Origin of the sequence: Citrobacter sp. RHBSTW-00017 (assembly GCF_013797615.1) — a bacterium.
GTDB classification, from domain to species: Bacteria; Pseudomonadota; Gammaproteobacteria; order Enterobacterales; family Enterobacteriaceae; genus Citrobacter; species Citrobacter braakii.
Genome location: NZ_CP056899.1, coordinates 1,645,804 through 1,668,759, shown reverse-complemented (window position 1 = coordinate 1,668,759; position 22,956 = coordinate 1,645,804). Strand labels below are relative to the sequence as shown.

Below are 22,956 nucleotides of genomic sequence, written 5' to 3'. Positions count from 1 at the left end.
CTACTGTTCATTTGTCAGGATGTTACTGATTTACATACCTGGTTATGTTAGGTATTCAGCCCATCAGCGGTGGGTCGTTGGTGTTTTCGGATTAAGAGGGATGGCTGAATACCTCACTTAAGGAAACGAAATGCTTATAAACTTTGATCCCTTACGAGACTCGGAAAAAGACAGGCGATCTCATCCGTGGGGGAAAACTGCTTACAATGAAAGAGCTGGGTTTTACTCAAACTTTATTGAACACCCAGAGCTTATAACTGAAGTCCTTGAAGACTTTAAGCCCCATGAGGATAAAGAAGCCGTTCAAACATTCTATACTTTTCTAAAATGGATAAATGGTTCTGAATCAGCTTTTGAAACCAATGATTGTGCATTAAGAGAAAACGTCATAGCTAACACAGACTCATTATTTAAATTCACACACAAAATTGATGGTCGTGTAGAGTTCTTTCTTAGAGAACATCAATATAACTGTCGCAAGGATATCCCTACCTGGCTGATGAGAATGTCATCGCTTTATTTGCAGGTAGAAAGGCCCGATTTCTTCAATGCACTTATCGACATCCAACTCGCGCCGACAGACTTCATCACATTGCCTACTGACCAAGGTGATGGCTACAGAATCAGGTTGGTCTTCAATGCTTATGGGAATGGTGATATTGAAGTATGGGAGGCGCTTAACACTACGCTCAACAGCATCTTTGAATCCGCAAAAAGGTTGAACAACGCTCTCTCTGAAGGAGCTAGCCCCACATTTCCTTAAGGGAAATGTTTCCAATAATTTTAACAAATGCATACGACCCCTCGTAAGGCTGATTCGTCAGCCTTTCATGCTACATTCACAGTTTATTGCTGGTCTTCGACGTATATACCAGCAGAGATGATCGCCCCACCAATACGCCTGCGACCATAAAGCAGCGGTACCGGATAACCTTGTGCGGCAGTATTTGTCACCCCACCGAAAGCATATGAAGCGTGGTTATCTGCACTTTGCTTACTGGCAAGACCTGACGGTTGAGGTGAGAGCATCTGAACAACGCCACCAAGCATCATTGCTGCACCAAATTTATATAAAAATGGCGACGCTGCGGCCCAGGGGGTAAAACTAAGAACAACGCCTACAGCAACCAAAACTGCACCCAGTATTGTTTGCAATACTCCTGCCTTTTTGCTTCCGATTATAACTGGGACTATTCGGATAACCTCGCCAGTCACGGGAAAACCAAGATCATCCTTTCCAATATTCTTTTTACCTTTAAATATCGCAAATGTTAACCCTCGCCGTTGGCTACTAATCATATAACTTTCAAAACCAGGTATGGTTTTAGATAAAGCGGTACCAACTTCACAGATTTTGCTTATAAGCCTGTAATGCGTTCTTCCGAACACTTTACCAAGTGCGCCACCAAGTTCTATTTGAGACATGACCTCTTGCATGAATTCTCCTATCAAGCATAAACCTACCTCAAAGCAACTCAGCCAAAGCCAATTAAAAACCCACCGTATAGTGGGTTTCGAATGGGTGGTGATTCTTAAGGATTTAGGTTGTCAAGCATATTTTGCACTGAGTTAATGTCAGTATTATTTTTCGACGGAACTTGATTCACTTGCCCACCAGGCATTTGGCTTTCAATCCACATATCACTCCATACTTTCGGTGCGTTATTAACTGAAGCAATAGTAAATCTAATTTTCGCCATTGCTGGGGTCGAGTATGAATTCCCCACAAGCATTTGTGCTAATACACTATCAGCAGGTTTACCACAGATTACCAAAGAGTCGGTAGATTCAAATACTGACAGTCCTTTTTGATTGCAATAAGAAATTAATGCGTCTTTGACCTGTTCTTTTGTTTTCCCCGGATATTCTGCTTCAGGTTTACCAGATGCAGTGTGTTTTTTGATGGCCTCTTGATTTGCGCAACCGCTCAAAGTAAATAAAGCTAACAGAGATACTGCCATACCTTTAAACATTAATATTCCCTATGTTTATCATTAAATTCAAGAGTAATAAGCAGGCAGGAATTGCAAAAATCATTAACAACTCATCAACCTAGAAGAGTTTTAAAACGCAAGATTTTCATCGTTCTCTCCCGCCAATAACCTCCGTAGGGTACACGCTGACTTAGGTGCCCGTAAAGATGGTGTAGCAGCATATTGCCTTCCAGCAGGATCCCTGCATGGTTCCACTTATTAGCCTGGACCTGCATGATAACCATATCACCTGGCTGCGGTACGCCACTGAATTCACGGAATCCGCATTCATACCAGCAATCGTGGTAGAAGTTTTCGGGATAACTGTCTTCCCACCAGGGATAATCCACGCGGTAATCCGTCAGCTCAATGCCGTGCGTTTGCCGGAAATAGCTCATCACCAGCCCCCAACAATCGAAGTGACCGAGCACAAACGGGCGCTCCAGTAGCGGCAGCTCGCCCCGCGGCTGAATGGTGCGTAAATCCCCTTCTGGCCAACTGACGATATGCCACGGAAGCAGTGTAGCGTCGCACTGAGCCTTATCCAGTTCGCTCGCCTGCGTCGTGGCATCCGGGTGGCTGTGGACAATGGCAATCACTGTTCCCCAGTCTTCGGCAGCGGCGTAATCTTCCGGCGACAGGTGGAAATGCTCTGTCGGATCGGTTGCCAGATTACGGCAGGGAATGTACCGCTGCACCCTGCTTTTTTGCACCACTACGCCGCAGCATTCGCGCGGATATTCAGCAGCAGCATGCGCCATAATGGCGTCGATAATTTTCTGACGCATATCAGCTCCTGATCAGGGATGTGCCAGGGAAACCACCGAACGGCAACTCATTCCCCTCGCCATGTCTCAACTTGCACGCAGTGAGTGTACCGGGGCATTCATCGAGCGATGGATCGTTAACCGGGTTGTTGTGTTTGTCGAAATAACGCGTTCCGGCATAGTCACATCCATCACCGGAGCGGTATTTGTTACAGATGCACCAGGTACAAAGCGAATGTAGCTGGCGCGTCGGGATCATCAGCCCCTGCAGGTCCATTGGACTGGACAACGTAAACGCCACCACTTCGTTGGTTTCAGTGCTCTTGGCATCAATGTAAAACACCTTCAGCTTTTCCTGCTGCGGATCCGCAGACGGGTTGCCATCCGGATAGTTTTTCGCATCCAGATACTGCGCCAGCGTGTCATGAATCGTGACCTTTGCCTGCAGCAGGTCATCATAAGCAAGACACAGCGCCGTAATGGAACTATCCAGGTTAGCGACCGACAGCGTCGGCTGCGCGCTGGTCCCGTCGGTCGCCGTCTCAATACCCTCGATCTGGCAGGGCCAGGCTTTATATTCCTGCCCCTGCCACCAGATCGATTTCGCCGGTAGCTTATTGTCATCTCCACCAGCAGCGGCAATTTCATCGGGAGTGTGGGCAATGTTGTAGGCGTGGAAGCGGAGAACGTCGGAAACACCAAATGCGGTGCCATCGACATCAAAAAGCCGGACAACATTGCCCGGCTCAAGTTTCTGATAATCACTGTTTAAGCTCATGGTGCAAACGCCTGTTCAAAGGTGGCTGATACGGTTTCCACCGTTTTACTTTTGGTGACGCGCTGCAGGCTGTCTGCCTCAACACGCCACAGCGCAAGATCACCGCCTGGCGGGGTAAACGAAAAGGATTTCGTCTTATGGCGCCGCAGGAAAGCATAAATATCCCGGACGGTTTGCGGTTTGCCGGTAAATGAAAACTCATAACTGAACGTTTCATCATTCATCCCGGCACCTGACACCTGCTTATAGCCATCACCAAACTGTGCCGTGCGGACGGCATCCTTACTTTTCAGGGTCGGCTGGCTGGATGCTTTAATCCGCCATGCAAAATGCTCGATCGCCATTGCTTACCTCTGTTTTGTTGCATTCCAGATGATGCCACCTGGCCGGACTTCTCTGGTGATACCTTCCCTGATGGAGCTGTTGATCACCTGCTGATAGGCTTTCCCCAGCGCATCGCCGCTTCCTTTCTGTTGACCGGAATCCCCCTGGCCTGTTGTAACCGAAACCGGCGCATACACGCTGACACCAAAAGGAGAAGCAACGCCAGCGCCACTCCCCCCGACTAGGCCACCAGTCGCATAACCGCGCATCATGCGATAAAGGTTGCCGACACCGATTCGGTTGGTGGCTTCCTGCGTAAAGACAAACTCGCCGCGGTGAACCACACCCGCTGGCTCATACTTACCACCAGAGCCGGTGTATCCGCCTGTGGCATAGCCGAGCCAGGAGGTTGCCGAATCGACAAGTCCAACCATGGCCTGCTTCATCAGGATTTGCGTCAGCATCGACAACGTGGAACGGGTGAAATCTGCCCAGTTTGCTTTCCCTGTCGTCAGCATATCGGCCATATTCTGGCTGATACCATCGAATGTGGCTGAAGCAGCGGACTTCATCGAACCATAGGCATCAGCTGCTGAATCGGCATAGTCAGCCCACGCTGATTTCGCCCCAGCCTTCCAGTTGCCGCGGAGCTCGTCCTGTGCGGCATAATATTTCTTCAGTGCATCCAGTTCGTTCTGATAACCCTGATCGGTGTCCGTACCACCGGCATTCATCCAGCCCTGCCGCAGCTGTGCCTCTTCGTTTTGCCGCTGCGCGCCGCGGCTACTCATGCTGCCACCGGCCACCAGCGCTCGGGTCTTCTCCCCAATCTGGGTAACGTACTTCTGCGAGCTGTCCTGCAGGCGGTTTAACCGTTCCTGGGCAACAATCTGATCGCCCAGCCGGGCATTCACTTCGGCCCGCGCCAGTACCTCGTCTTTGTTCGCCAGCACCGATTTTTCATCGGCGGTCAGCGCGCGCTTTTTGGCGGCCTCTTCCAGCACCGAAAAGCGGGATTGTTGTTTCCACAATTCCTGCCGCTGCTGGCTGATGGTATCAGTGATGCTCTTATGCTCCTGCAGAGTGCGTAACTGCGCCTCCAGCTCCAGCGTCTGCGCGCTGGCAGTATCGACACTTTTCACGCCTGCTGGCGTTTTCACTGCTGACGGTTTTTTAGGCTTCTTCAGCGAGTCGTCGTATTCCTTCTTAGCGGCTGCCATCAGAATGTTGTAATCAGCCTGGAGGATACGTCCGTCTTTGATGGCCTGATTATATTCTTTCTGTTTTGCCGTAAATTTATCCAAAGCTGATTCGGTCTTTGAATATGCAGCCTGCGCCTGCGCGGCATACTTCTGGCGGTCAGATTCAATCACTGCCTCGCGGGCGGCGTTATCCTCAGTTGCCTTTGCCACACTGGCCTGCTGCTGAGCCATTTCCAGTGCAATGCGGGCAGACTCCCGATCGTTCCAGTAGCTGGCGCGCGCATCATCATTGACATAACCATCACCTTTACGCAGATTCCAGATTTCATCCGCCCGCTTAAAGGCCTCTTCCGCTTTGGCAACCATCTCCTGCGTGGTATCAGGCCGCCCGATATCGAGCGCCGCATCCCACATCGATTTAAAGGCACGCTTCAGGCTGTCAGCAGCAGACTCAATCGACCCCATATTGTCGCGCAGGCTCTTTGTCTGCTCACGAAAACCGTTCGTCGCCGCATCATTAGCTGCCTGCAGCGCCCCTGCTTCATCACCGGCGCGTTGCAGTTGCGCCACATAAGCAATCTGTTCCGCGGTAACGTTGTGGAACTGCTGCGCCATGGCAATCAGACCAGAGGTCGGATCGTTCGTCAGTTTGCCGAATGCCGCCGCCACCTTATCGACCGGCACACCCGACGCATCGGTAAATTTCGCTACCGCCTGACTCATCTCATCGAACCGGGCACCGGCACGCACTCCGGCGTTGACCAGCTCCGTCAGCGCGCTGCTGGTCTGGTTAAACGTGAGTCCCGCCTGCTCGCCGGATTTCGCCAGCACCAGCATGCGGTTTGAGGTCAGCCCGGCAGTGTTACCGGACAGGACCAGCGTTTTGTTGAAATCAGACAGCGTGGACGAGCCCTGATACCAGGCGTAAACCACCGCTCCAGTGGCGGCAGCCAGCGCGCCAACACCTACCATCACCGGCGATATGGTGCCCAGCAACGCCCGAAAGGTCGGAATAATACCGCCGAAGGAGTCTTTCACCTGACCACCCTGCTGCAGCAGGATAAGCCACGGACTCTGCCCACCGGCCAGCTGGGTGGCGATATCCGCAAACTGCGCAGGCAGCATACGCATCGCCGCGTTGTACTGGCCGACTGAAATACCGGCCTTCTTCGCCGCGCTCTCCTGGCGGGTAAATGACTGCTGCACCTTCAGAGCAGAGTCATTCGCTGCGTCACCCGTCTGCTTAAACTGCCTTTTTACGTACTCCATCTGCTCGTTGAACTTTGACGAATTAACGTCAAGGTTAACGACCAGGTCACCCACTGCCGTCTGGGCCATAGCGAACACCTCCTGAAATGCCCTCGGCCTTTGCCATCAGCACAGCATCACCGGGTTCATCGTCGGCAATATCCTCCGCAGAAGGTGAAAGAAGGCTGAAGCTGGCAGGGGTTGATGTAGTTTTGGGGTCAAGCGCGGTAATGACGATATGCATCAGCGAGGAAAAATGCGCATCCAGTTGCACATCATTAAAAAAATTGTCCTGGTAGAACGTTCGCCAGTCGGCGTATTCCGTTGACGACATACCAGCAAGCATGGCGCGCCAGTCCGGGCGGCGAAATTCACGCGCCAGTTTCAGGACGAATGTCAGCTCACTGGCGAGGACTTTTCCAGACTGACCGGCTCAGTTACAGCTACATCCTCCGGATCATTCGCTTCCTGCTGCGGCACCATGCCGGACAGCAGCTTCACGCTGTACTCTGCAGCGGAAACAATCTCCAGCGGCCAGGTCATCAGCACTTCATTCTGGATCTGCTCAACGTCTTCTTTCGGCGTTTGGTGCGTCCCTTTCAGAGGGTGGCCATGCCATAAAGACATGGCCACCAGCAGTGCGCCGGATTTAATCGTCATATCCATCGCCGCCTGCATGTCGGCATCGGTGATACTTTCCAGCGCCTTCAGGTGTTCAAGATGCTCAATACGCTGCAGTGCCGACAGCTCGTAGAGCGTGACTGTATTACCGTTACGTTCGAACGGTTCACTTTTTAAAAACATGGGTTACTCCGGAAAGCGGGGCCACTGCCCCGGAAGTTATGAAACGGTGACTTTACAGGTCGCGACAAAAAGCCCGTCGTTGGTCATCACGATTATGTCGGCGATTCCGGCGGCAATGCCGGTTACCGTCAGCACCGTACCGGCGACAGTCACCGTGGCTTTACCCGCATCCGTGGTGGTGGCCCGGAAAGATTGATCGCTTGCGCTGGCTGGTGCCACGGTGACAGTCAGCGTGGTGGTGGCAGCAACTGCAACGGTGGCGGTCGATTTATCCAGGCTGACGCCGGTTACGGCAATCGCTGCAGCAGCGCTGTCTTCAGCAAGGCCTGGCTTGCCGTTGTTGCTGATTTTGACAGAACGGGTAATGGTGTCTTTTGCCGTCACCGTTTTACCCAGGCTGCTTACCCAGCCACGGAACACATCGACGGCGCCATTCGGGTATTTGATTTTGTACGCCAGCACGGTACCGTCATCAAACCAGCGAACCAGATCCTGCTGCCCGCTCTCGGCAGGTTTCCAGGCCAGCGTAAAACTGGCCTCCCCCGCCGATTTCTGCCCCTGTGCGGTAGCAGTCCAGTCGGCGTCTTCGTCATCCAGGTAAGTATCATCGTTTGATTCGGCAGTCAGTTCGCCGGGCTGCAGGTCTTTAATCTTCGCCAGGCGCGTCCAGTCAACATCCGATAATGGGTTGGCAAATGGGTTGCCCGATCCGGAATAAATCCAGAGCGTGGTGGTGGCACCCTTTACCGGCGCCAGTGGGTTTGGTGTTGTCATTACGTCCTCACATTTCGTAAGTAATGGAATATTTCAGATCAGCCGAACTCCAGAGCCCAAGATCGTCATCGCGCTGGTAGTCATATCCCTGCTGCACCATGTTATTGATCAGGAGGGAAAGTCCTGGCACATTGCCAAGCACCGGATAAATACGTGACTCCATCCAGTCATCGAGCTCGGAATCGGGTACCTGCGCCGGTAAAAAGATTTCGATATGCAGCGTGGCCTGCCAGATATCAGCATCCAGTTCTTCGCCGGTATACCCGGCATCCGTCAGGAAGACAGCGACCGCCGGAAAATCCCCCTCCTCCAGTACCGCTGGACGTCCGTCAAAATAGAGTGCGTCTTTACCAATATGGCTCTCCAGCGCATCAATAATCGCCTTTCTAATATCAGTGTGTTTCATCGTTTCAGAATCAGCCTGAGTTGGTTTTTAAGGGATGCCCGAAGTTCTTTAGGCATATCCGATTCCATGAGCTTCGGCAGCTCATCTTTAAATGCGGTCGTCAGTGGCGCTGCCAGTGGAATGCTGACCACTTCGATCGGATAGCGGGGTCTGGATGTCCGTCGCATCACATGCCAGCGACCATTTTCCAGTTGTTGAATAAAGGCCCCGGGGAAACGAAAAGGGCCAATACGCAACACACTATTGGCCCCGTTTTTGTCCCGTTTTCTGCGGGATAACCGTACGCTGGCGGTACCGAGCTTTATCGCGGGCAGGTTGCCCCGGTTCACGCGGATCATTGCCATCGGCTTTTTCGCCGTGGCGCGTTTTATCCTCGCGCGTTGTTTTACCAGCTTGCGTGGCACCCGCGTATCTTTCGAGACAACTGCAACGCTTCGGCTGACTGCCCGGGTGGCGACACGGTTAACAGCCTGCGCCGAGGCCCGCGGAACCGCCGTATTGCTGATGCTGTTCAGGTTTGCTATAGCCTGTTCAAGCCCTTTTAAAGACATAGTTTTCCCTTAACGGCGCCGGGTCGCTGCGGGAGGAGAACCCGTACCAAGCCAGATATGGCAGGAGCCACAGTCATCAGGACCAATACGATCAACCCAGAAAGGTTTTCCGTTAATATCCAGCGTGTCCAGCCGCGCCAGCTGCCCAATCGTTGCTGATTTCACAAACAACGACGGGCTGGTCCCCTCGACACGGATGCCGGGTGTGGCGTAACCGATATTTTCCGGATCATCGAAAACACCACTCAACGTGACGCCAGAAATCGCGCCGGACGTTACCGTTGCAGAAGTCCCCATAACCTGCCGAATAGTGTCATCGGCCTGTGTTATTGCAGCATCAAAAAGGTTATCGAAATCAGCCACACAGCCCCCTGCTAGTACTCGCGGACCAGTCCGAGTGCAACCAGGCTGTCCGCATCCGCTTGTGTCACGCGGATCACGGTACCCGCTTCCACAATAGATACCCGTTCATCGCGGGTCGCGTGCAGCGCCTCAATGTGCAGCGTGGCCAGCGTTTCGACGGCCATCAGCGCGCTATCTGTTCTGCCGCTTAACACAGTATCCACTGGCGGCACGGGTTCTGCGGCGCCGGTGGATGCACTACCATCACTTACGCCACCATTTTCAACACTATCGGTATCAGTGCCGTCATTCAGTTCTTCCTCCAGCTCTGCAATGCGCATAGAGAGCTCCTGAATGGTGCCACTGGTATTCACTTCCCGACCAAGCTGCGCGCCAAGCTCATTAAGCCGCGCAATCAACTTTTCTTTTTCTGTCATAAGAACAACTCCGGAACAGGGCCCCGCAGGGCCACAGAATGGACATCAGGCGAGTTTGACAGACACGAACGCATCCGGGTCAGCCAGCAGCATCAGTGGTGCAGACTGGATCATGGTGAACTCACGCGCCGGATCGCCTGTCTGTACCCAGTTTTTCGGATAACGCGTGGAAGCGTTAATGCCTTCACGCTGGGCATCCACATCCTGAATGCAGCCGTAGGTGCGCAAGCCGCGGGCCTGGGTATTACCCAGCACCATGCTCAAATCCGGCAGGTAGTTCTTTTTGGTGTCGTCTTCAATGTATTGCCCGGAGTAGACGACAATGGCCACATCGCCATACATTCCCTTATAGGAGACCGCTTCACCCAGATCCTTCAGGGCCGTTTCCAGTTCAGAGTTAGAACCGCGACGGGTGTCGAGCTTCTCTTTTACCGATTTGAATGAACGGAACAACGCCCAGCCCTTCGGATCAAAGACGATAATATTGACCACGCCGCTGGCGTTCAGCGCATAGGTTTCAATATCGTCAGTGGGGTCATAGGTTTCTTTGTCGCGGGTGCTCCATGCCGCAGCACCTGCCTGGATTATGTTGTTTCCGGCACTGCGTCCCATATCCACCTCAACCGGTTCAAACGCTTCGCCGGTCATGGTGTATTTACCGTTGAGGACAGCAGCCACCGCCTGTTTCTCTTCCACCTGGGCAATCGCCAGCTCCTCATCCTTCATGTTCTGCAGGATAATGCGACGGCGGCGGTAGGCCGGGTCAGCCAGATTTTGCGGATCTTCATCCGGCAGGCGACGCAGCGTCATCTGTGGGTTTACCTCGTGCTTGGGTTTGACGTAACCCGGCGTAAACTCTGACGTTGCGCCGCCGCGGGAGCGGATAACCTTGCCGGAAATAACAGGAGAGACGTACAGCGCCATGTTGACCATGCCCGGGATTTGCGACAGATACACCTTCTCGGTGCTGAAGGGGTAGCTTTCACGGAAGAAGATACGCAGGAAAAGCGGATCGAATTTGAATTTCTTCTCATTGACCGCCAGCAGTTGGGCCGTTGTGTAAATTGACATAGATGTTTCCCGTAAAAAAAGCCGCGATGGCGGCTTCTGTGGATGATGGTTAGTGTTAAGTCGGATGTCAGACGATACTGATGGCTGTACCTGCGAATGCGTTGCGTTTGATGTGTTCATCCGTCACCGCATCCGGCCAGAGCACATCTTCAATACGGAAAGAGCCGGACTTATAGAATGCCAGCTCAGTGCTGCTCTGGTCGGCAGACACCGCCAGAACGCCACAGGCAGCCCCAGCATGCTGGCCATCCCAGACGGTCAGCTTGCCGGAAGTGGCATCCAGCATCAGGGGTGTCATCGCCGGTACTGCTTTCGTCAGTTCACCAGGTGCAAAACCGGTATGCGCCGGATCACTGTTCCCGAGGGGCTGATTGTGCGTAAATTGTTCAGTGTTAGACATATTGACCTCTTATACAGGCGTATTTAACAAATCGTCACCCGCTTCGGCAGAAGCGCTACCTGCCGTTACGGTGCCGGGTGCGGTTTCCATCAGACGATCCAGCGCGGTATCCGTACGCGCCTGGGCACTCTGAGGAGCCGCGGCAAGGATGCGCTGGGCACTTTCCACCGTCATCCCTGGCGTTTCCGCCAGCGCGCGCGCCTGTGATTCACGCCCTTTCGCCTCTTCACAGTTCAGGATCCCCATAATGCGACCGTTTTCGGCTGCGACCGCCGCTGCCAGCTGGCTGCTGATATCAACAGTTGCACCCGCTGCAGGGTCAGTAACGACCGCAGCAGGCACGTCAACGGTGGTCACAGTCTGGTCAGCAGATGCTGCTGGTTGAGTGGTATCTGCGGATGCAGTAGTACCTTTCATGCTTCCTCCTCGGGAAATCATCGTTCGTTTGTTAATTGCATCGCGCATAACGTTCAGCGCATCCATGTTGTTGACCAGTTGCTCCGCCAGGCCGTTGTCTACTGATTCCTGGCCTGAAAACACAGCTGCTTCAGTATCAAGAACGGCCTGAACCGACATGCCGGTATAACCCGCCACCTTTTCAGCGAACATCTGCCGGGTAGCGTCGATACGCGCCTGAAAATCTGCACGTACCTCTTTGGGTAATTTCTCGTAGGGGTTCCCGTCCACCTTGTGATCGCCGCTGTAAATCAACGTGACCTCAACGCCGCTGGTTTTAAGGGCGGCGCCGTAATTGCTGTGGGCCATCATGACCCCGATGGATCCCGTTCTGGCCGTCTGCGTCACAAGCCGACGCGATGCCGCACTGGCAATCAGCTGGCCAGCGCTGCAGTTCATATCGTTGGCTAACGCCCATATGGGTTTGATATCCCGCATGCGGGCGATGATGTCCGCACAGTCAAAAGCACCCGCCACCATTCCACCTGGCGTATCCATATCCAGAAGAATGCCGTCTACACCCGGGTCACTTATGGCCTGCTGGAGGCGCGCGATGATGCCGTTGTACCCCGTCATCCCCGAATACGGCTGGAGTGAGCGGGTTTTACTGACCAGCGTCCCGGAAACAGGCAGCACCGCGATACCATCAGTGATCTGGTAGCTTCGCGCCGGCTTTGGCCCCATTTCCTCATCATCACCAAAGAGTTCCAGCGGTTCAGCCATCTGCTCTGCGCCAAGCGTAACGCCCGACACGGTGTCGGTCAGACGGGTGATACCTAACTGACCAGCGAGCGCGCAAAAGAAAACCCGCGCATAGGCGGGTTCAAGTAAAAGCGGCTCATTGAAAGCCATACTGGCAATGTGCGGGAGATTACGCAGCTCTGGCGTCATCGGTCCCCTCCTCATTCGATTTTTTCAGTCCAGACTCAAAGGCCGAAGCCGCCCACGCTGGCGGTTTAAGTCCCGCAGCGCGGCGCTCCATCGTTTCACGAACCTGCTGGGCAAAGATTTCCTGATAGTCTTCCCCGCGTTTGGCGCATTCCTTCTCATAGGTGCTCAGCCCCGCCTCAATGAGCATGACGGCCTCCTGCACCTCCTTCAGTCCGTCAATGGCCATTCGCCCGGAGCCGATCCAGTCAGCATTTCCCCAGGCGCTTCTCGCCTCCTGAAAACTGAACCGGGCTTTAGACGGTAATGTCACCACGCGGCGAACAATGGCCTCTTCCAGCCAGCATAAAAACATCTGACAGGCCTGGCGGGAGGCAACAAATTTTCGACGCCCCATAAAGTACGCCCAGGACTCGTTAGCACTGGCGCGGGCGGTGGAATAACTCATCTGCGAATAGTTGCGAGAGAGTTGCTCATACGACACCCCCAGCCCTGCAGCAATGTAGCGCAGCAGAGATTGTTCAAACGTCGAATAGCCGTTGTCAGTGTCCTGCGCTGACTGAAGATTCAGGGAGTCGCCCGGCATCAGATGCGGCACCTTCGCGCCCCCGAGACGAACCGGCGCCGCGGTATAGTACGAGGCCATCTCCCCCAGCCAGCCGGTCATCTTGCTTTGCTGCTCTTTACTGTCTGAGCCGAGAATAAAGTCCATCGCGGTTTGCGTATCCAGCTCACTTTCAATCGTGGCGGCATACATCGCCTTGACAATCGCGCTCTGGAGCTGCGTATTCTGCAGCGTATCGAGCATTTTCATTTGCTCCATGACGCTGTAAAACACGTTGGCACCGCGTGTCTGCCCATCTTCCAGGGGTTCAAACACGTGGATAAAGGAAGGCCGCCCGCCGGGCAGTTCACGCGGGATGTAGGTCCACTTCTGCGCCATCCACCCCGGATAGCCATCCTCGCTGACGTAATATCCCAGCGCGGCGCCACTGTCATTTGTTCTGACACCTGCCCGGCAGTTTCGCGTGTCTCCGGCATTATTGGGGTTGCTGATGCGTTTTGGGCTCACCATTTTGAACTGTGTGCGGAAAAGACGCGTGGAATCACTGTCCCAGGTGGCCTGTGCACATAACTCACCGTTAAACGCATGCATGGAAACACCCTCGCGGATCATCATGGTGAATGTACGCTTACGTTCCGCATCAATGCAGCAGCAATCATCCTCCGCAAATTCTTTCCAGGCCGCCTCAACTTCACGGGAGAACGCCCGGGCCTCTTCCTCTCCAATGCCCAGAAAACGCCAGCTGGGGCGATAACTGAGCCGGAAAAATGACCCGACAATGTGATCCTGATGGAGCTGTACCGCGTTTGCCGCATAGCCGTTATTGCGGACCAGGTCGTCAGCGCGCGCGTTACCACGGGAAAAATTAGGCAATAACGCAGCATCTGCGCTTTCACTCGGTGGGTTCCAGGCGCGGAGCTGACCGCCAAAGCCACCAGCACCGCCATGGTATCCGGCATAATCCCGCAGAGCGGTTTTACCGTCCGGTCCTAACAAAGCAGGTGTTTTCATGCGTAAAATCCTGCCGGTCCCCGGCGTCGTGGAGTGGTGCCAACCTGTGACTCAAGTTCGGCAATGTATTTCTTCAGGTCACTGACTGAAGTCGCAGTGAACTCAACCCGCCGGCCGTCTTTTTGCACCGTTGCCACCCGCTTTCCCATCATGAGGTCATGCAACGCAGCACGGGCGGCATCCAGATCAGTCTGTGTCGCCATTATTCATCTCCAGATAATGCCCGGGCATAATCAGCCAGGGTTTTGTTATTGGTCCGCCCCCCCTCTTCCTCCAGCAGGCTCGCGAGCAGTGAATCAAGATTCAGTTGCCATCGCGAAATACTGATCCGCAGGGCCGCCAGCGCATACACGAAGCAGTCCAGCGCCTCATTTCGTCGCTTTTTGCTGTCCCAGACGATTTTCTTACGCCCGTCCACCCATTTTTCAACCTGCTCCTCAGCAGTAAGCTGCTGTGCCTCAGCCAGATCGTAAATTTCGGGGTTATTGGGGAAATGCACGGCACCGGCAAGAGGATCACTCCCTTCCGGCTGAAGTGTGAAGCGGTTATAAATCTGCTCCTTTGCGGTATCAGTACCCACTTCCGTAAGATAAACGCCGTTCTTGTTGCGTTTACGCGGCATATTCGCGACGGGCTTGCCGTAAACGGAAGCCCCTTTAATCGGGATCACGCGAAACAGGCCATGCTTTTTTGAGCGATTGTAGACAATGGTGGGGTCAATACCGCCGATATCCCAGCAGATACGGGATACCGACATTTCCACGCCATTCTTTCGGGGGTAGGTTTTGTTAATCGCCTCGTCCACCCTGACGAGGGTCGCTTCATCATCATGACGGCCCATAATGATTTGCCGGTCAATCAGCCAGCTTTCCTCTCCGGGTCCCCATCCCCAGACGCGCATTTCATATCGATCCAGTTGGGAGTCGATCCCGGCTGTCAGATAAGCAACACGCTCCGGTACGGATGCCCCGAAGAACTCTTTGCGTTCGGCCATGAGCTCCGCGTCAGGCCGTTCACCAATTTTAGGCTCCCATGTTTCGCCCAGAGTGGTGTTCACGAAGGTTTTACGCTTTCCTGTATCCCCTTTCGTTTTTAGCCAGTCTTTAACGATCTGAACCCAGGTGGTAAACGGGCTGTATGCCGTCCAGATGTGAAACGTCACGCTGTCTGGCGGGTCGATTTCGGTGCCTGTTGATGAAAACCAGGATAAACCGTCGCGCGTCCAGATCCCGGTGGTGTCGCAGATGTAACGAGCTTCAGTGAAATCCAGCTCCTGCTGCTTAATGACGCAGGCATTATGTTCACACAGGTAAAAGACGCTGGAGGGTTCGCCCGGTGTCCATTTCAGCCCGAACGGGGTCTCTTTGTCGCCGAATTTAAGGTACTGCTCTTCACCACAGTGCGGACAGGCAACATGAAAACGCATGAAATGCCCGGACTCGCTGGCAGCACGCTCAATCTGGCAGGTCCCCTTTGTTTTTGGCGTTGAGCCGCGAATAGATTTGGGCCAGACAGACCCCTCAATACGTTTATCACCCAGGAACGTCGGGGATCCCTCTTTCTCAATATCTTCATCGAATGCCGCCAGTTCATCGTAACCGGCGACATCGACCGATTTCTCACGATAGTTTTTCGCCGCTTTACCACCCAGACACCAGAACCCGCGACCGTTGGAGAAGCGTTTCATACTGAGCGTATTGTCCCGGTGCTTTTTTCCATACCAGGGGGCCAGCGCCAGAAGTGACGGAATATCGCGAATCGTCGGCTCAACATGCGACTTCATAAAGTTTTCGGCGTCACCATCAGTAGGCAGCCAGATAAGGGAATTTCGCTGCTTGTGCTGAATAAAATACGCATAAACACCCAGCAACATTTTTGAATAGCCAACACGGGCAGACTTAACAACGTTGACCTCACGTATGTAATCGTTACCCATCGCATTCATGATCGCGCGTTGAAACGGCAACGTTTCCCAGCGCCCTTCCTGGTAGGCCGACTCTTTGGGGAGATAGTAATTATCGTCTGCCCATTCAACCGCCGTTTGCGGCTCAGGTCGGTACAGCGAAAGTAGACCCGCGCGCGCAGAGTGCTGCAGCCCCTTAACCTGACTGTTCGATATATTCACTCAGCAACCCCGGTATTATTTCATCCAGCGCAGCTGCTTTGTTCATGGCTTTAATGATGTCCTTCTTCAGGAAATCAATATGTCGGTTTTCCAGCTCCGGGAAGCGCCGCTGAACCGACAGAGGAACTCCATCAAGAATGCTGGCTACTTCTCCGGCCATCCGCGACAGCACGAACGTGCAGAATGCGGTTTCCACCACCTCAGCGGAATCTTTTGCATTTTTTAGTTCCTGGGCGTCTGCCTGCGCCCGGGTAAGGCGGTGACGCTCATAGTCAATCGTACCTGGCTGGAGATCGGATTCCGATGCAAGACGAAGGTCTTCCACCTCCTTGCGTAATTTCTCATTCTCAATCGCCGCGTCGCGTGCGGAATACCATTCGATAGCCGCGGAAGATTCATAGAGGACCTCATTACCTTTTCCACCGCCACGTGCTACAGGCATTCCCTGATCCTGCCAGTTCTGAATGGTTCGCACGCTGACACCAAATATTTCAGAAAGCCGCTTTTTGTTGACCTCCATAGCTCACTCCATGCACAAAAACAGAGAAAGGAAACGCCCTCTGGCTATTTAGCCGTTTTTAAGGCTTATCGTTTCCTTTCTTTTCAGGGGTTGTTTTCAGTTAAAACAATGGATTAGCGAGAAGAAGAACGGAAACGGCAAATGCCTGAAAATTTTCATAAATAGCGAGAATCTGCGAGGTCGCCGCCCCGTAACAGGCCGGATCGCCGGAAAGGACCCGCAAACGATACTGATTATCATTTGCATATCATCATCGACGGCACTGCCGCCAGATAACACCACCGGGGAAACATTCCATCATAATGGCCTTGCGGACATGGGAAGTTAATTCATCCATTGCTTTCTTGTCTGCTGCCATTTGCTTTGCGACATCCAGCGCCGCACATTCAGCAGCATTTTTCAGCGAGTTACCAAGCACCGCTTCGAGATTGGTATCGACGCCAGAGTTAACTTCGAATTTGTCGGCGCTGATGGTTACCTGGTTCTGTGCCGGTTCATCACTGCGAGCACCAAAATTGATGTTGTAGATATTGGTCACCGGCTGAGGCTTTTCTAATTCGGCAGCGCGGGTAGAACCACCAGCGATATTGGCTTCCTTGATGAATACCTCACCGTTCTTCACAACAAATGGTGAGGTATCAATCTCAACGCCAAGCGTCATCGAAGTGCAATATTGCTGCTTACCAAAACGCGTATTGACCAGATGTTCAACGGCAAATTTCTGACCTTCTGACGTCAGAAAGGTAAAGTGATTTTCTTTCTGGTATTCGGTTGCTGTGTGTCTGGTTTCAGCAAAACCAAGCTCGCGCAATTCGGCTGTGCCAGATTTAGAAGGCAGATCACCAGACAGCAACGCGCCACGGAAAAACAGCGCATAAAGCACTTCATTAGCAGCGCCAGATAGCGTAATGATTTTGTTACTCATGGTATTTTTCCTTTTACATGTGGATGTGTGATACGCATAAAAAAGCCCCGCTATTGCGAGGCCGGATAGATCAAAAGCCGTTGTGAAAGTAGCTTTCGGCAACGCGCGTATTATGTTCGGGTAATTTTCCCTTTCCCGGTTTCCGCTAGCACATAACTAATTAGCCCGTTAGCATCATCAACAAGAGCTTTTATTTTTGAGATATGTGCAGCCTTAACGCCCTTCCACTCATTCAAGCCTGTACCAAACAGACTGGCGATCCCTTTATCGCGCCTCATTTCCATGCACGCCTGATTCAGTTCTTCCATCACGTTAGACTTGCGCGGATTAACCACTACGCCTTTCGTCCAGTATTCGTACAGAACATCGTCGCATTCTTCCTGATACTGGATAACCTTATCGCGGATTTCTGGCTTTACCTTGTTGGGGCTAATGGTATGAAGCCACCCAGCAAGCTTACGTAGCGGAAGGCAAACCATTTGCCGTGATTTCCCGTCTGCTGCAACCATGGTCATTTCCACCACAGTTGATTTGAAGCGCTGAGAAATCTTTCGGAACTGCGTTTTCCAGTCCATCCCCATCCCTTCAACAATCGGCTTCATTGGGGTATACGGCTCGCCATTGTGATTCACAACATAGAGGGCGCTACCGTGGAAAGGTACGGTAATAGTATTCATAGCGTTTACCTTTTAGAAAGATGAGCCTGTTCGCACAGAAACGCCGCCCCGAGATGGTCGCCACCATATACGGCAGTTCTCAGGCTCAGCTTTCTGAAAAGCTCGGGATTGTTCATGCGCTGCGACGCGCAGTATTAGCAAACCAGGTGGCGAATCACAGAAAACTCGCCAGAGGGAACAGGTATAAAAAAGCCCCGCTATTGCGAGGCTGTGATGATTTTATTTGGGCAGTTGCGCTGAACAGACCGGTTATGCACCAGAATGTCCCGCTTCGTCTGCTTATCCAGCACGGCAATATCATGCTCTGTGAGGTAGATGATGTTCACCCAGTCACAGGCCGTGTCCGTTACTTCAGGTTTTGCGGGTAAATTTTTCGCGCAACTCGCGGTCAACATCGTCATCAGGAAGATGACTAACAGTTTGCTGTACATCCCTGACTCCTTTTGTTGTTTCTACCCGGCGTTCTGCGACGGCTTCAGTAGCTGCTGCACGCTCTTCAGTGCGTTGCTGGTCCGCTTTTGTTTCTGCGATACTGGTACCGCGAGATTTACCCAGACCAAAGGCACCTGCAATTGCTGCCAGCGCGGCAACAATCAGGCCGATAATCATTTCAAGTCCCATAGTGACCTCAAACCAGTGCGGCTTTAGCTTTGGCGTAACGTTCACGGCGGTCTTTAATGCCGTTCTGCCCGCCGTTAATAATCTGCGTGACGCGTTCCACATCCCCCGAATAGAGGAGACAACCGCGTAACGTGAAGTACCATGCTGCCGAACGGGCCGCATGTCGCTCTTGCGTCAACAGCTCCGGAGTACTGACAAGGTCAAGCTTCAGCGCTGCACCACATTTGGTGTAGTTCTCACGACCTGTGATTTGCAGCAGGCCGCGACCGCGATATTTCCAGCCGTCACCCTGGCTGTTATTACCCATGCGGTCACCGTAAACCAGATTGGCTATTTGCGGCTGGTGAGCAACCTGCTTACCATCGATACGCCCCAGCATTTCACACTGATACGGCGTCAGGCGCTTACCGAAGGTTTTCTTCAGTCCTTCAACCGAGTAGTTAAAACTCTCTGCCAGCGAAGTAAAGCCAGCAGACTCATGCCCGACTTGTGCAATGAACATGGCCTGATCATTAACTGCTGTAATACCAAACTCTTTCATTGCCGCATCAATGTGCGGAAACCAGCTCGCAGAAACCCCGGCGCTGATACCAGCCGCCTGCTGAAATTGTGATTGGTTCATTATTGCCTCAGATGATCAACCAGCCGCGCTACGTTGCCTCTGACGGCGACCAGCACGGACAGAAAAATAATGTTGGCCCCGATAGTGGCCCATGATGAGTACGGGTAAATACCGCACAGATACGCCAGTGGAACGGCGCTGTAGATGACCGTAAGCAGCCACGCTAAGCGGGATATCCACGGTCGATGTCGGGAGTCACCGCGACGGTAAAACATCAGGGTCAACACTACCCCAGCACAAAGCAATGCATTAAAAGTTGCCGATGGGTCATTTTGTACCACCTGAACCTCCCCGGCGCGTTATCAGCGCCACCAGCGAGCCGACATCCTGATTATTCAGGAGCGTCAGGATTTTGACGGCTAAAGCAGAAGCGATTACGGCACCAATGGCATCCAGAGGTTTATCACTGTAACCAGTCCAGTCAGCCAGCTTTGAACCAACCAGCCCTGAGCAGATGATCCCGGCGATGTAGGACACGACAAAATACGCCAGCCGACGTGCTGCACTCAGGTCTGCTGCGGTTGCAATGTAAAATACAGCCCCGGCGAATGCGCCAAACACCACGCCGTAATCGGTTCCGGACAGAAATCCATAGACACTGGCTCCCGTCAGGACACCACCAGCCAGCCCAGTACCGGAAATCGGATCGGACATTTAGCCCCCTCTTTATTGCTGTGAGTCCTCTCAGAATGAGGGGAATAAAAATACGTTTCTGCGTGGTCATGTAACTTGTGTGGTGTTCTTATTTACACTTTAAACATTGCTCTGGGCTTAACTCCTGGAAGAGAACCTCTATCCCGAGCTTTTCAGCAAGAGCATATTCAGCTCGCGCCCCCGCACTAGCTCGCCATTCGGAAAGAAGATAAATAGCATCTGCGCACTGAAGCATGGATAGCGAAATAGACATGTAATCTGCCTCACTCAACCCATCAGGGAGCACCGCAGGATTAATTGCGATATCACCCGCGGCAATAATTTCCTTTGCGGCCTGAAAGAATGCAGGGCGATTAAACGCAGGCAATCCGCTCATAGGTCCAGCTATATAGACTTTCATGAAACTCACCGCCATTTGGAAAGGGTTTTGATGATAAAGGCATTTATTACTGCCAATAAACGCAAAAACCCCGCCGATTGGCGAGGTTCTGAAATATTTAAGTTCGCGTCTAAGTGACCACTCTTAACAGCTTATTCATATTTTTACGTACGTAAACTGTTTTTTTTATAAAATACCTTTCTTTTATCGATAGCCCAACCCTCCAATCTCTCGCTGAATTGCTTCTATTTTACTTCTATGGATTTCAAGGTGGTGCTGTAGGGCCATTAACTGGAATTGCGCAGCCTCAACGTTATATCCCTGCTGTTTAAGTTCAGCGAATAACTTTCCGCATGGATTGGGATAATCCCCATTTCCGATCAGTAAATCAGCTGGGTAAGTCCACGGCGCTATAATTGATTTTTCACCAATCATCCATAAGTAGCCTTTGAAAAATTCCATGCTGTAATCGTTTTTGAATGATATTGCGGGCAGATAAGACTGCTTACCTAGGTATTCGCCTTCCAGTACGTTCAGGTACTCAATGGCTTCCCCGACCTGCTCAGGCTGCAACTGGTGAATATGATCAACATCGAAGCGCTGATGAACCAGCTTCCAGATGTCAGGATAGATTTTGCCGAGTCCGGTTGTGATCAGGTGTTCAGCTTTTTGGCGCAGCGGAGTGAGCTGCTTTGCTGTGCATTGGCGGGTCTTCGGTTTGGCATATGTGCCAGTTTTGCGGATCGATGGTAAAACCTCAGCGGTAACCCATTTCCGGAAACGATGGGGAATTGAGCCTTTCTTCACTGCATCACGGCAGCGGAGAACTAACGTATACATGCCTGATTCAGAAATAATGCCAATCTCTTTTACTCGGTTATCGAACATAGGTCGTTGTTCGAGCCCTATGTTGAACATAGACCTTTCATCATCATCTAATTTTTCAATAGCCTGTGTGACGTTCTGAATGCCAAGAACCGAGCATACGTCCTGAGCAATGAACCAAGGTTCGCCATCACGGTTAATAGCCCTGATGCTGTGAGATTCGAAAGTGAATGGAACTACGGAATGCTTATTCATGATGAACTCCTTTAAGAAGGATAATCACCACCAGCGACGCCAATCGTAGGGTGGTGAACTGTGCAGGGTTGGCGTAACCGGTCATCATGACACCCGGCGCGGATTGCTCCGCCCCCACACAGCCCACCATAATCTGGATGTAACTATGCTTAACGCATAAAAAAACCGCTAACGCGGCTATGCGTCATGATGATGTCCGGGACGCCAATCCCGACAGCCGATTTTGCGGCTGTACAGGGAATATAGCCCCGGATACCATTTAACGTCAAGCCGCCACCTCTCGGGCTACTGGGCAACGCTGTACATCACGATCCATCTCTAAGCGGATTTCCAGTGCCATCAGAAGACCATCAATGATCCCCTCAGCATTGGAAAGTTTCTTACCGATATGCCCGTCAGAACACTGATGTTCACGAGCCAGTTGCATAAATGTTTTGCCAAAAACATAGTGATCAAATAGCAGGTCATGTGCAGCTTGGTGCTTTGAGTTCAAACCAGCCATCAGGTTGGAAAGGATTAAACCGTCATCGTCGCAACACTGAATACGAGAACGAACCTTCGAAGGAATAAGACCAGAGAAGCCCGCAGCCGTCGAAGGCCAGTAAACATCTTCACGATTGTCTGCTGCCCAAGCGCCCCAGCGCTCCATTACCATTTGGATATTACGCTGCATGGTTCACCTCTTTTATCTGACCAGTAATCATTTCAATACTGTTGTTGCATTCGTTTCCCCAGCGGTCCCATCCGTTCCACTCTTCCCGAGCGAATATTTCGATTCTTTTCACATCACCGTATAATTGTTCCAGTCGGTTCCTTACTTCCCACGGCTTTGCGCTGTGTTCGCCCAGGCAGGTATGCACAACCTGTTTTACCGCTGCGCTGGCGCGTGGTAAGCCCGTTCCTCTGGTAGCAATCAATACATCCTCGGTGTTGCTGCGGGTATGGTTGCCACCGTTCATTCGGGTTTCACGGTCCAGCATTTCCAGCAGATCGTTAAAGTCCACCAGCTCTCCAGCGCTCAATGCCTTATTGAAGCGATCAGCAGCGTTCTGATTCAACTTCACCCACGTAAAGCCCTTCATCGTTCTTACCCGGAATCCCCATGATTCAGCCAGTTCTACAGCCTCGCGGTTATGGGTCCCGGTGTACCACATCGCAAGAACAGCGTTTTCAGCAGTAAGTGACCAGACAGGGAGGCGTTTAAGTTCTTCCATGCTCATGGTGTTGTAATGATTACAGGCCGCACCGTTGCTGATTCTGTTTCCGTATTCCCACGGTGGATCGCAATAAATGAGGTCATATTTCATTTCAGCCACCCTATGATTACGCAAGGCCATAAAATTCCGAGCATGATTG

The 22,956-nt window shown here is 52.4% G+C and carries 32 protein-coding genes; 1 reads left to right on the top strand and 31 read right to left on the bottom strand.

All coding sequences use genetic code 11. From position 1 onward, the window contains the following. Positions 1 to 130: 130 nt before the first annotated feature. Complete coding sequence (locus HV037_RS08130; protein WP_057064956.1) at positions 131 to 763, top strand: hypothetical protein; 633 nt, start codon at positions 131 to 133, stop codon at positions 761 to 763. Between the two features lie 83 nt (positions 764 to 846). On the opposite strand, the gene HV037_RS08125 is transcribed toward HV037_RS08130, so the two are convergent. The 31 genes from HV037_RS08125 to HV037_RS07970 form a co-directional block, all read right to left on the bottom strand. Continuing rightward, on the bottom strand, positions 847 to 1,437 hold the full coding sequence (locus tag HV037_RS08125) for a tail assembly protein (protein WP_103284329.1): 591 nt from the start codon (positions 1,435 to 1,437) through the stop codon (positions 847 to 849). A 95-nt stretch (positions 1,438 to 1,532) separates the two neighbouring features. After that, positions 1,533 to 1,973: a hypothetical protein gene (locus HV037_RS24550; RefSeq protein WP_226999333.1), complete on the bottom strand. Its 441-nt coding sequence runs from the start codon at positions 1,971 to 1,973 to the stop codon at positions 1,533 to 1,535. A 74-nt stretch (positions 1,974 to 2,047) separates the two neighbouring features. Continuing rightward, the gene (locus tag HV037_RS08115; RefSeq protein ID WP_103284330.1) at positions 2,048 to 2,761 is read right to left on the bottom strand and encodes a C40 family peptidase; all 714 of its coding nucleotides are present in this window, start codon (positions 2,759 to 2,761) and stop codon (positions 2,048 to 2,050) included. A gap of 1 nt (position 2,762) precedes the next feature. Then, positions 2,763 to 3,518: a phage minor tail protein L gene (locus HV037_RS08110; RefSeq protein ID WP_047722307.1), complete on the bottom strand. Its 756-nt coding sequence runs from the start codon at positions 3,516 to 3,518 to the stop codon at positions 2,763 to 2,765. Next, complete coding sequence (locus HV037_RS08105; RefSeq protein ID WP_047722308.1) at positions 3,515 to 3,862, bottom strand: phage tail protein; 348 nt, start codon at positions 3,860 to 3,862, stop codon at positions 3,515 to 3,517. Before HV037_RS08105 ends, HV037_RS08110 begins: the two co-directional genes overlap by 4 nt. Positions 3,863 to 3,865: 3 nt before the next feature. Next, positions 3,866 to 6,382: a phage tail tape measure protein gene (locus tag HV037_RS08100; protein WP_181624270.1), complete on the bottom strand. Its 2,517-nt coding sequence runs from the start codon at positions 6,380 to 6,382 to the stop codon at positions 3,866 to 3,868. Continuing rightward, positions 6,360 to 6,638: a phage tail assembly protein T gene (locus tag HV037_RS08095; RefSeq protein ID WP_008322441.1), complete on the bottom strand. Its 279-nt coding sequence runs from the start codon at positions 6,636 to 6,638 to the stop codon at positions 6,360 to 6,362. Before HV037_RS08095 ends, HV037_RS08100 begins: the two co-directional genes overlap by 23 nt. A gap of 50 nt (positions 6,639 to 6,688) precedes the next feature. Then, positions 6,689 to 7,096 carry a phage minor tail protein G gene (locus HV037_RS08090; protein WP_047722310.1) on the bottom strand — a complete coding sequence of 136 codons (408 nt, stop codon included), beginning with the start codon at positions 7,094 to 7,096 and terminating at the stop codon, positions 6,689 to 6,691. A 36-nt stretch (positions 7,097 to 7,132) separates the two neighbouring features. Further along, on the bottom strand, positions 7,133 to 7,870 hold the full coding sequence (locus tag HV037_RS08085; protein WP_047722312.1) for a phage tail tube protein: 738 nt from the start codon (positions 7,868 to 7,870) through the stop codon (positions 7,133 to 7,135). Between the two features lie 7 nt (positions 7,871 to 7,877). Then, positions 7,878 to 8,276: a phage minor tail U family protein gene (locus tag HV037_RS08080; RefSeq protein ID WP_003826202.1), complete on the bottom strand. Its 399-nt coding sequence runs from the start codon at positions 8,274 to 8,276 to the stop codon at positions 7,878 to 7,880. Next, entirely contained in the window at positions 8,273 to 8,827 is a 555-nt protein-coding gene (locus HV037_RS08075) for a phage tail protein (protein WP_048231665.1), read from the bottom strand. Before HV037_RS08075 ends, HV037_RS08080 begins: the two co-directional genes overlap by 4 nt. Before the next feature lie 9 nt (positions 8,828 to 8,836). Next, a complete protein-coding gene (locus HV037_RS08070; protein WP_048231663.1) occupies positions 8,837 to 9,190 on the bottom strand; it encodes a head-tail joining protein in 354 nt (117 codons plus the stop codon). A gap of 11 nt (positions 9,191 to 9,201) precedes the next feature. Next, a complete protein-coding gene (gene gpFI / locus HV037_RS08065) occupies positions 9,202 to 9,606 on the bottom strand; it encodes a DNA-packaging protein FI (protein ID WP_048231661.1) in 405 nt (134 codons plus the stop codon). Between the two features lie 45 nt (positions 9,607 to 9,651). Beyond that, the gene (locus HV037_RS08060) at positions 9,652 to 10,677 is read right to left on the bottom strand and encodes a major capsid protein (protein WP_103284335.1); all 1,026 of its coding nucleotides are present in this window, start codon (positions 10,675 to 10,677) and stop codon (positions 9,652 to 9,654) included. Between the two features lie 67 nt (positions 10,678 to 10,744). Further along, positions 10,745 to 11,077 (bottom strand): head decoration protein, encoded by a 333-nt coding sequence (locus HV037_RS08055; protein WP_003826193.1) that lies wholly within the window; start codon positions 11,075 to 11,077, stop codon positions 10,745 to 10,747. Positions 11,078 to 11,086: 9 nt separating this feature from the next. Next, positions 11,087 to 12,424, bottom strand: a complete 1,338-nt coding sequence (locus tag HV037_RS08050) for a S49 family peptidase (protein ID WP_181624269.1) — start codon at positions 12,422 to 12,424, stop codon at positions 11,087 to 11,089. Then, on the bottom strand, positions 12,405 to 13,997 hold the full coding sequence (locus HV037_RS08045) for a phage portal protein (RefSeq protein ID WP_003826190.1): 1,593 nt from the start codon (positions 13,995 to 13,997) through the stop codon (positions 12,405 to 12,407). The genes HV037_RS08050 and HV037_RS08045 overlap by 20 nt, the downstream gene beginning before the upstream one ends. Then, positions 13,994 to 14,200 (bottom strand): gpW family protein, encoded by a 207-nt coding sequence (locus HV037_RS08040; RefSeq protein WP_003034782.1) that lies wholly within the window; start codon positions 14,198 to 14,200, stop codon positions 13,994 to 13,996. Before HV037_RS08040 ends, HV037_RS08045 begins: the two co-directional genes overlap by 4 nt. Beyond that, a complete protein-coding gene (locus HV037_RS08035; RefSeq protein WP_048231657.1) occupies positions 14,200 to 16,122 on the bottom strand; it encodes a phage terminase large subunit family protein in 1,923 nt (640 codons plus the stop codon). Before HV037_RS08035 ends, HV037_RS08040 begins: the two co-directional genes overlap by 1 nt. Then, positions 16,097 to 16,642 carry a terminase small subunit gene (locus tag HV037_RS08030; RefSeq protein ID WP_000453624.1) on the bottom strand — a complete coding sequence of 182 codons (546 nt, stop codon included), beginning with the start codon at positions 16,640 to 16,642 and terminating at the stop codon, positions 16,097 to 16,099. The genes HV037_RS08035 and HV037_RS08030 overlap by 26 nt, the downstream gene beginning before the upstream one ends. A gap of 250 nt (positions 16,643 to 16,892) precedes the next feature. Then, positions 16,893 to 17,567 carry a Fur-regulated protein gene (locus HV037_RS08025; protein WP_181624268.1) on the bottom strand — a complete coding sequence of 225 codons (675 nt, stop codon included), beginning with the start codon at positions 17,565 to 17,567 and terminating at the stop codon, positions 16,893 to 16,895. Between the two features lie 110 nt (positions 17,568 to 17,677). Continuing rightward, positions 17,678 to 18,244 (bottom strand): phage antirepressor N-terminal domain-containing protein, encoded by a 567-nt coding sequence (locus tag HV037_RS08020; RefSeq protein WP_181624279.1) that lies wholly within the window; start codon positions 18,242 to 18,244, stop codon positions 17,678 to 17,680. 197 nt (positions 18,245 to 18,441) lie between these two features. Next, positions 18,442 to 18,639 (bottom strand): hypothetical protein, encoded by a 198-nt coding sequence (locus HV037_RS24545; protein ID WP_249414967.1) that lies wholly within the window; start codon positions 18,637 to 18,639, stop codon positions 18,442 to 18,444. Then, positions 18,596 to 18,865 (bottom strand): hypothetical protein, encoded by a 270-nt coding sequence (locus HV037_RS08010; protein WP_181500233.1) that lies wholly within the window; start codon positions 18,863 to 18,865, stop codon positions 18,596 to 18,598. The genes HV037_RS24545 and HV037_RS08010 overlap by 44 nt, the downstream gene beginning before the upstream one ends. Positions 18,866 to 18,872: 7 nt before the next feature. Then, positions 18,873 to 19,487, bottom strand: a complete 615-nt coding sequence (locus tag HV037_RS08005) for a glycoside hydrolase family 19 protein (RefSeq protein ID WP_181624267.1) — start codon at positions 19,485 to 19,487, stop codon at positions 18,873 to 18,875. Then, entirely contained in the window at positions 19,487 to 19,768 is a 282-nt protein-coding gene (locus HV037_RS08000) for a phage holin family protein (RefSeq protein ID WP_008784468.1), read from the bottom strand. The genes HV037_RS08005 and HV037_RS08000 overlap by 1 nt, the downstream gene beginning before the upstream one ends. Further along, positions 19,755 to 20,141 (bottom strand): phage holin family protein, encoded by a 387-nt coding sequence (locus HV037_RS07995; RefSeq protein ID WP_181624266.1) that lies wholly within the window; start codon positions 20,139 to 20,141, stop codon positions 19,755 to 19,757. The genes HV037_RS08000 and HV037_RS07995 overlap by 14 nt, the downstream gene beginning before the upstream one ends. Before the next feature lie 88 nt (positions 20,142 to 20,229). Next, positions 20,230 to 20,541 (bottom strand): DUF4406 domain-containing protein, encoded by a 312-nt coding sequence (locus HV037_RS07990; RefSeq protein ID WP_181624265.1) that lies wholly within the window; start codon positions 20,539 to 20,541, stop codon positions 20,230 to 20,232. A 183-nt stretch (positions 20,542 to 20,724) separates the two neighbouring features. After that, positions 20,725 to 21,600, bottom strand: a complete 876-nt coding sequence (locus tag HV037_RS07985) for a BRO family protein (protein ID WP_181624264.1) — start codon at positions 21,598 to 21,600, stop codon at positions 20,725 to 20,727. 265 nt (positions 21,601 to 21,865) lie between these two features. Further along, entirely contained in the window at positions 21,866 to 22,273 is a 408-nt protein-coding gene (locus HV037_RS07975) for an antiterminator Q family protein (protein WP_181624263.1), read from the bottom strand. Beyond that, the gene (locus HV037_RS07970) at positions 22,263 to 22,907 is read right to left on the bottom strand and encodes an MT-A70 family methyltransferase (protein WP_181624262.1); all 645 of its coding nucleotides are present in this window, start codon (positions 22,905 to 22,907) and stop codon (positions 22,263 to 22,265) included. Before HV037_RS07970 ends, HV037_RS07975 begins: the two co-directional genes overlap by 11 nt. Positions 22,908 to 22,956: the final 49 nt, after the last annotated feature.

Excerpts from the sequence above, each read along its gene's own strand:
- HV037_RS24550 (WP_226999333.1), bottom strand. The coding sequence starts at position 1,973 with ATGTTTAAAGGTATGGCAGTATCTCTGTTAGCTTTATTTACTTTGAGC.
- HV037_RS08075 (WP_048231665.1), bottom strand. The coding sequence starts at position 8,827 with ATGTCTTTAAAAGGGCTTGAACAGGCTATAGCAAACCTGAACAGCATC.
- HV037_RS08085 (WP_047722312.1), bottom strand. The coding sequence starts at position 7,870 with ATGACAACACCAAACCCACTGGCGCCGGTAAAGGGTGCCACCACCACG.
- HV037_RS08030 (WP_000453624.1), bottom strand. The coding sequence starts at position 16,642 with ATGGAGGTCAACAAAAAGCGGCTTTCTGAAATATTTGGTGTCAGCGTG.
- HV037_RS08010 (WP_181500233.1), bottom strand. The coding sequence starts at position 18,865 with ATGGGACTTGAAATGATTATCGGCCTGATTGTTGCCGCGCTGGCAGCA.
- HV037_RS08095 (WP_008322441.1), bottom strand. The coding sequence starts at position 6,638 with ATGCTTGCTGGTATGTCGTCAACGGAATACGCCGACTGGCGAACGTTC.
- HV037_RS08105 (WP_047722308.1), bottom strand. The coding sequence starts at position 3,862 with ATGGCGATCGAGCATTTTGCATGGCGGATTAAAGCATCCAGCCAGCCG.
- gpFI (WP_048231661.1), bottom strand. The coding sequence starts at position 9,606 with ATGACAGAAAAAGAAAAGTTGATTGCGCGGCTTAATGAGCTTGGCGCG.
- HV037_RS08025 (WP_181624268.1), bottom strand. The coding sequence starts at position 17,567 with ATGAGTAACAAAATCATTACGCTATCTGGCGCTGCTAATGAAGTGCTT.
- HV037_RS08090 (WP_047722310.1), bottom strand. The coding sequence starts at position 7,096 with ATGTTTTTAAAAAGTGAACCGTTCGAACGTAACGGTAATACAGTCACG.
- HV037_RS07995 (WP_181624266.1), bottom strand. The coding sequence starts at position 20,141 with ATGTCCGATCCGATTTCCGGTACTGGGCTGGCTGGTGGTGTCCTGACG.
- HV037_RS08110 (WP_047722307.1), bottom strand. The coding sequence starts at position 3,518 with ATGAGCTTAAACAGTGATTATCAGAAACTTGAGCCGGGCAATGTTGTC.
- HV037_RS08055 (WP_003826193.1), bottom strand. The coding sequence starts at position 11,077 with ATGTCTAACACTGAACAATTTACGCACAATCAGCCCCTCGGGAACAGT.
- HV037_RS07975 (WP_181624263.1), bottom strand. The coding sequence starts at position 22,273 with ATGCAGCGTAATATCCAAATGGTAATGGAGCGCTGGGGCGCTTGGGCA.
- HV037_RS07985 (WP_181624264.1), bottom strand. The coding sequence starts at position 21,600 with ATGAATAAGCATTCCGTAGTTCCATTCACTTTCGAATCTCACAGCATC.
- HV037_RS24545 (WP_249414967.1), bottom strand. The coding sequence starts at position 18,639 with ATGTTGACCGCGAGTTGCGCGAAAAATTTACCCGCAAAACCTGAAGTA.
- HV037_RS08050 (WP_181624269.1), bottom strand. The coding sequence starts at position 12,424 with ATGACGCCAGAGCTGCGTAATCTCCCGCACATTGCCAGTATGGCTTTC.
- HV037_RS08130 (WP_057064956.1), top strand. The coding sequence starts at position 131 with ATGCTTATAAACTTTGATCCCTTACGAGACTCGGAAAAAGACAGGCGA.
- HV037_RS08020 (WP_181624279.1), bottom strand. The coding sequence starts at position 18,244 with ATGAATACTATTACCGTACCTTTCCACGGTAGCGCCCTCTATGTTGTG.
- HV037_RS07970 (WP_181624262.1), bottom strand. The coding sequence starts at position 22,907 with ATGAAATATGACCTCATTTATTGCGATCCACCGTGGGAATACGGAAAC.
- HV037_RS08005 (WP_181624267.1), bottom strand. The coding sequence starts at position 19,487 with ATGAACCAATCACAATTTCAGCAGGCGGCTGGTATCAGCGCCGGGGTT.
- HV037_RS07990 (WP_181624265.1), bottom strand. The coding sequence starts at position 20,541 with ATGAAAGTCTATATAGCTGGACCTATGAGCGGATTGCCTGCGTTTAAT.
- HV037_RS08040 (WP_003034782.1), bottom strand. The coding sequence starts at position 14,200 with ATGGCGACACAGACTGATCTGGATGCCGCCCGTGCTGCGTTGCATGAC.
- HV037_RS08125 (WP_103284329.1), bottom strand. The coding sequence starts at position 1,437 with ATGCAAGAGGTCATGTCTCAAATAGAACTTGGTGGCGCACTTGGTAAA.
- HV037_RS08100 (WP_181624270.1), bottom strand. The coding sequence starts at position 6,382 with ATGGCCCAGACGGCAGTGGGTGACCTGGTCGTTAACCTTGACGTTAAT.
- HV037_RS08115 (WP_103284330.1), bottom strand. The coding sequence starts at position 2,761 with ATGCGTCAGAAAATTATCGACGCCATTATGGCGCATGCTGCTGCTGAA.
- HV037_RS08060 (WP_103284335.1), bottom strand. The coding sequence starts at position 10,677 with ATGTCAATTTACACAACGGCCCAACTGCTGGCGGTCAATGAGAAGAAA.
- HV037_RS08045 (WP_003826190.1), bottom strand. The coding sequence starts at position 13,997 with ATGAAAACACCTGCTTTGTTAGGACCGGACGGTAAAACCGCTCTGCGG.
- HV037_RS08080 (WP_003826202.1), bottom strand. The coding sequence starts at position 8,276 with ATGAAACACACTGATATTAGAAAGGCGATTATTGATGCGCTGGAGAGC.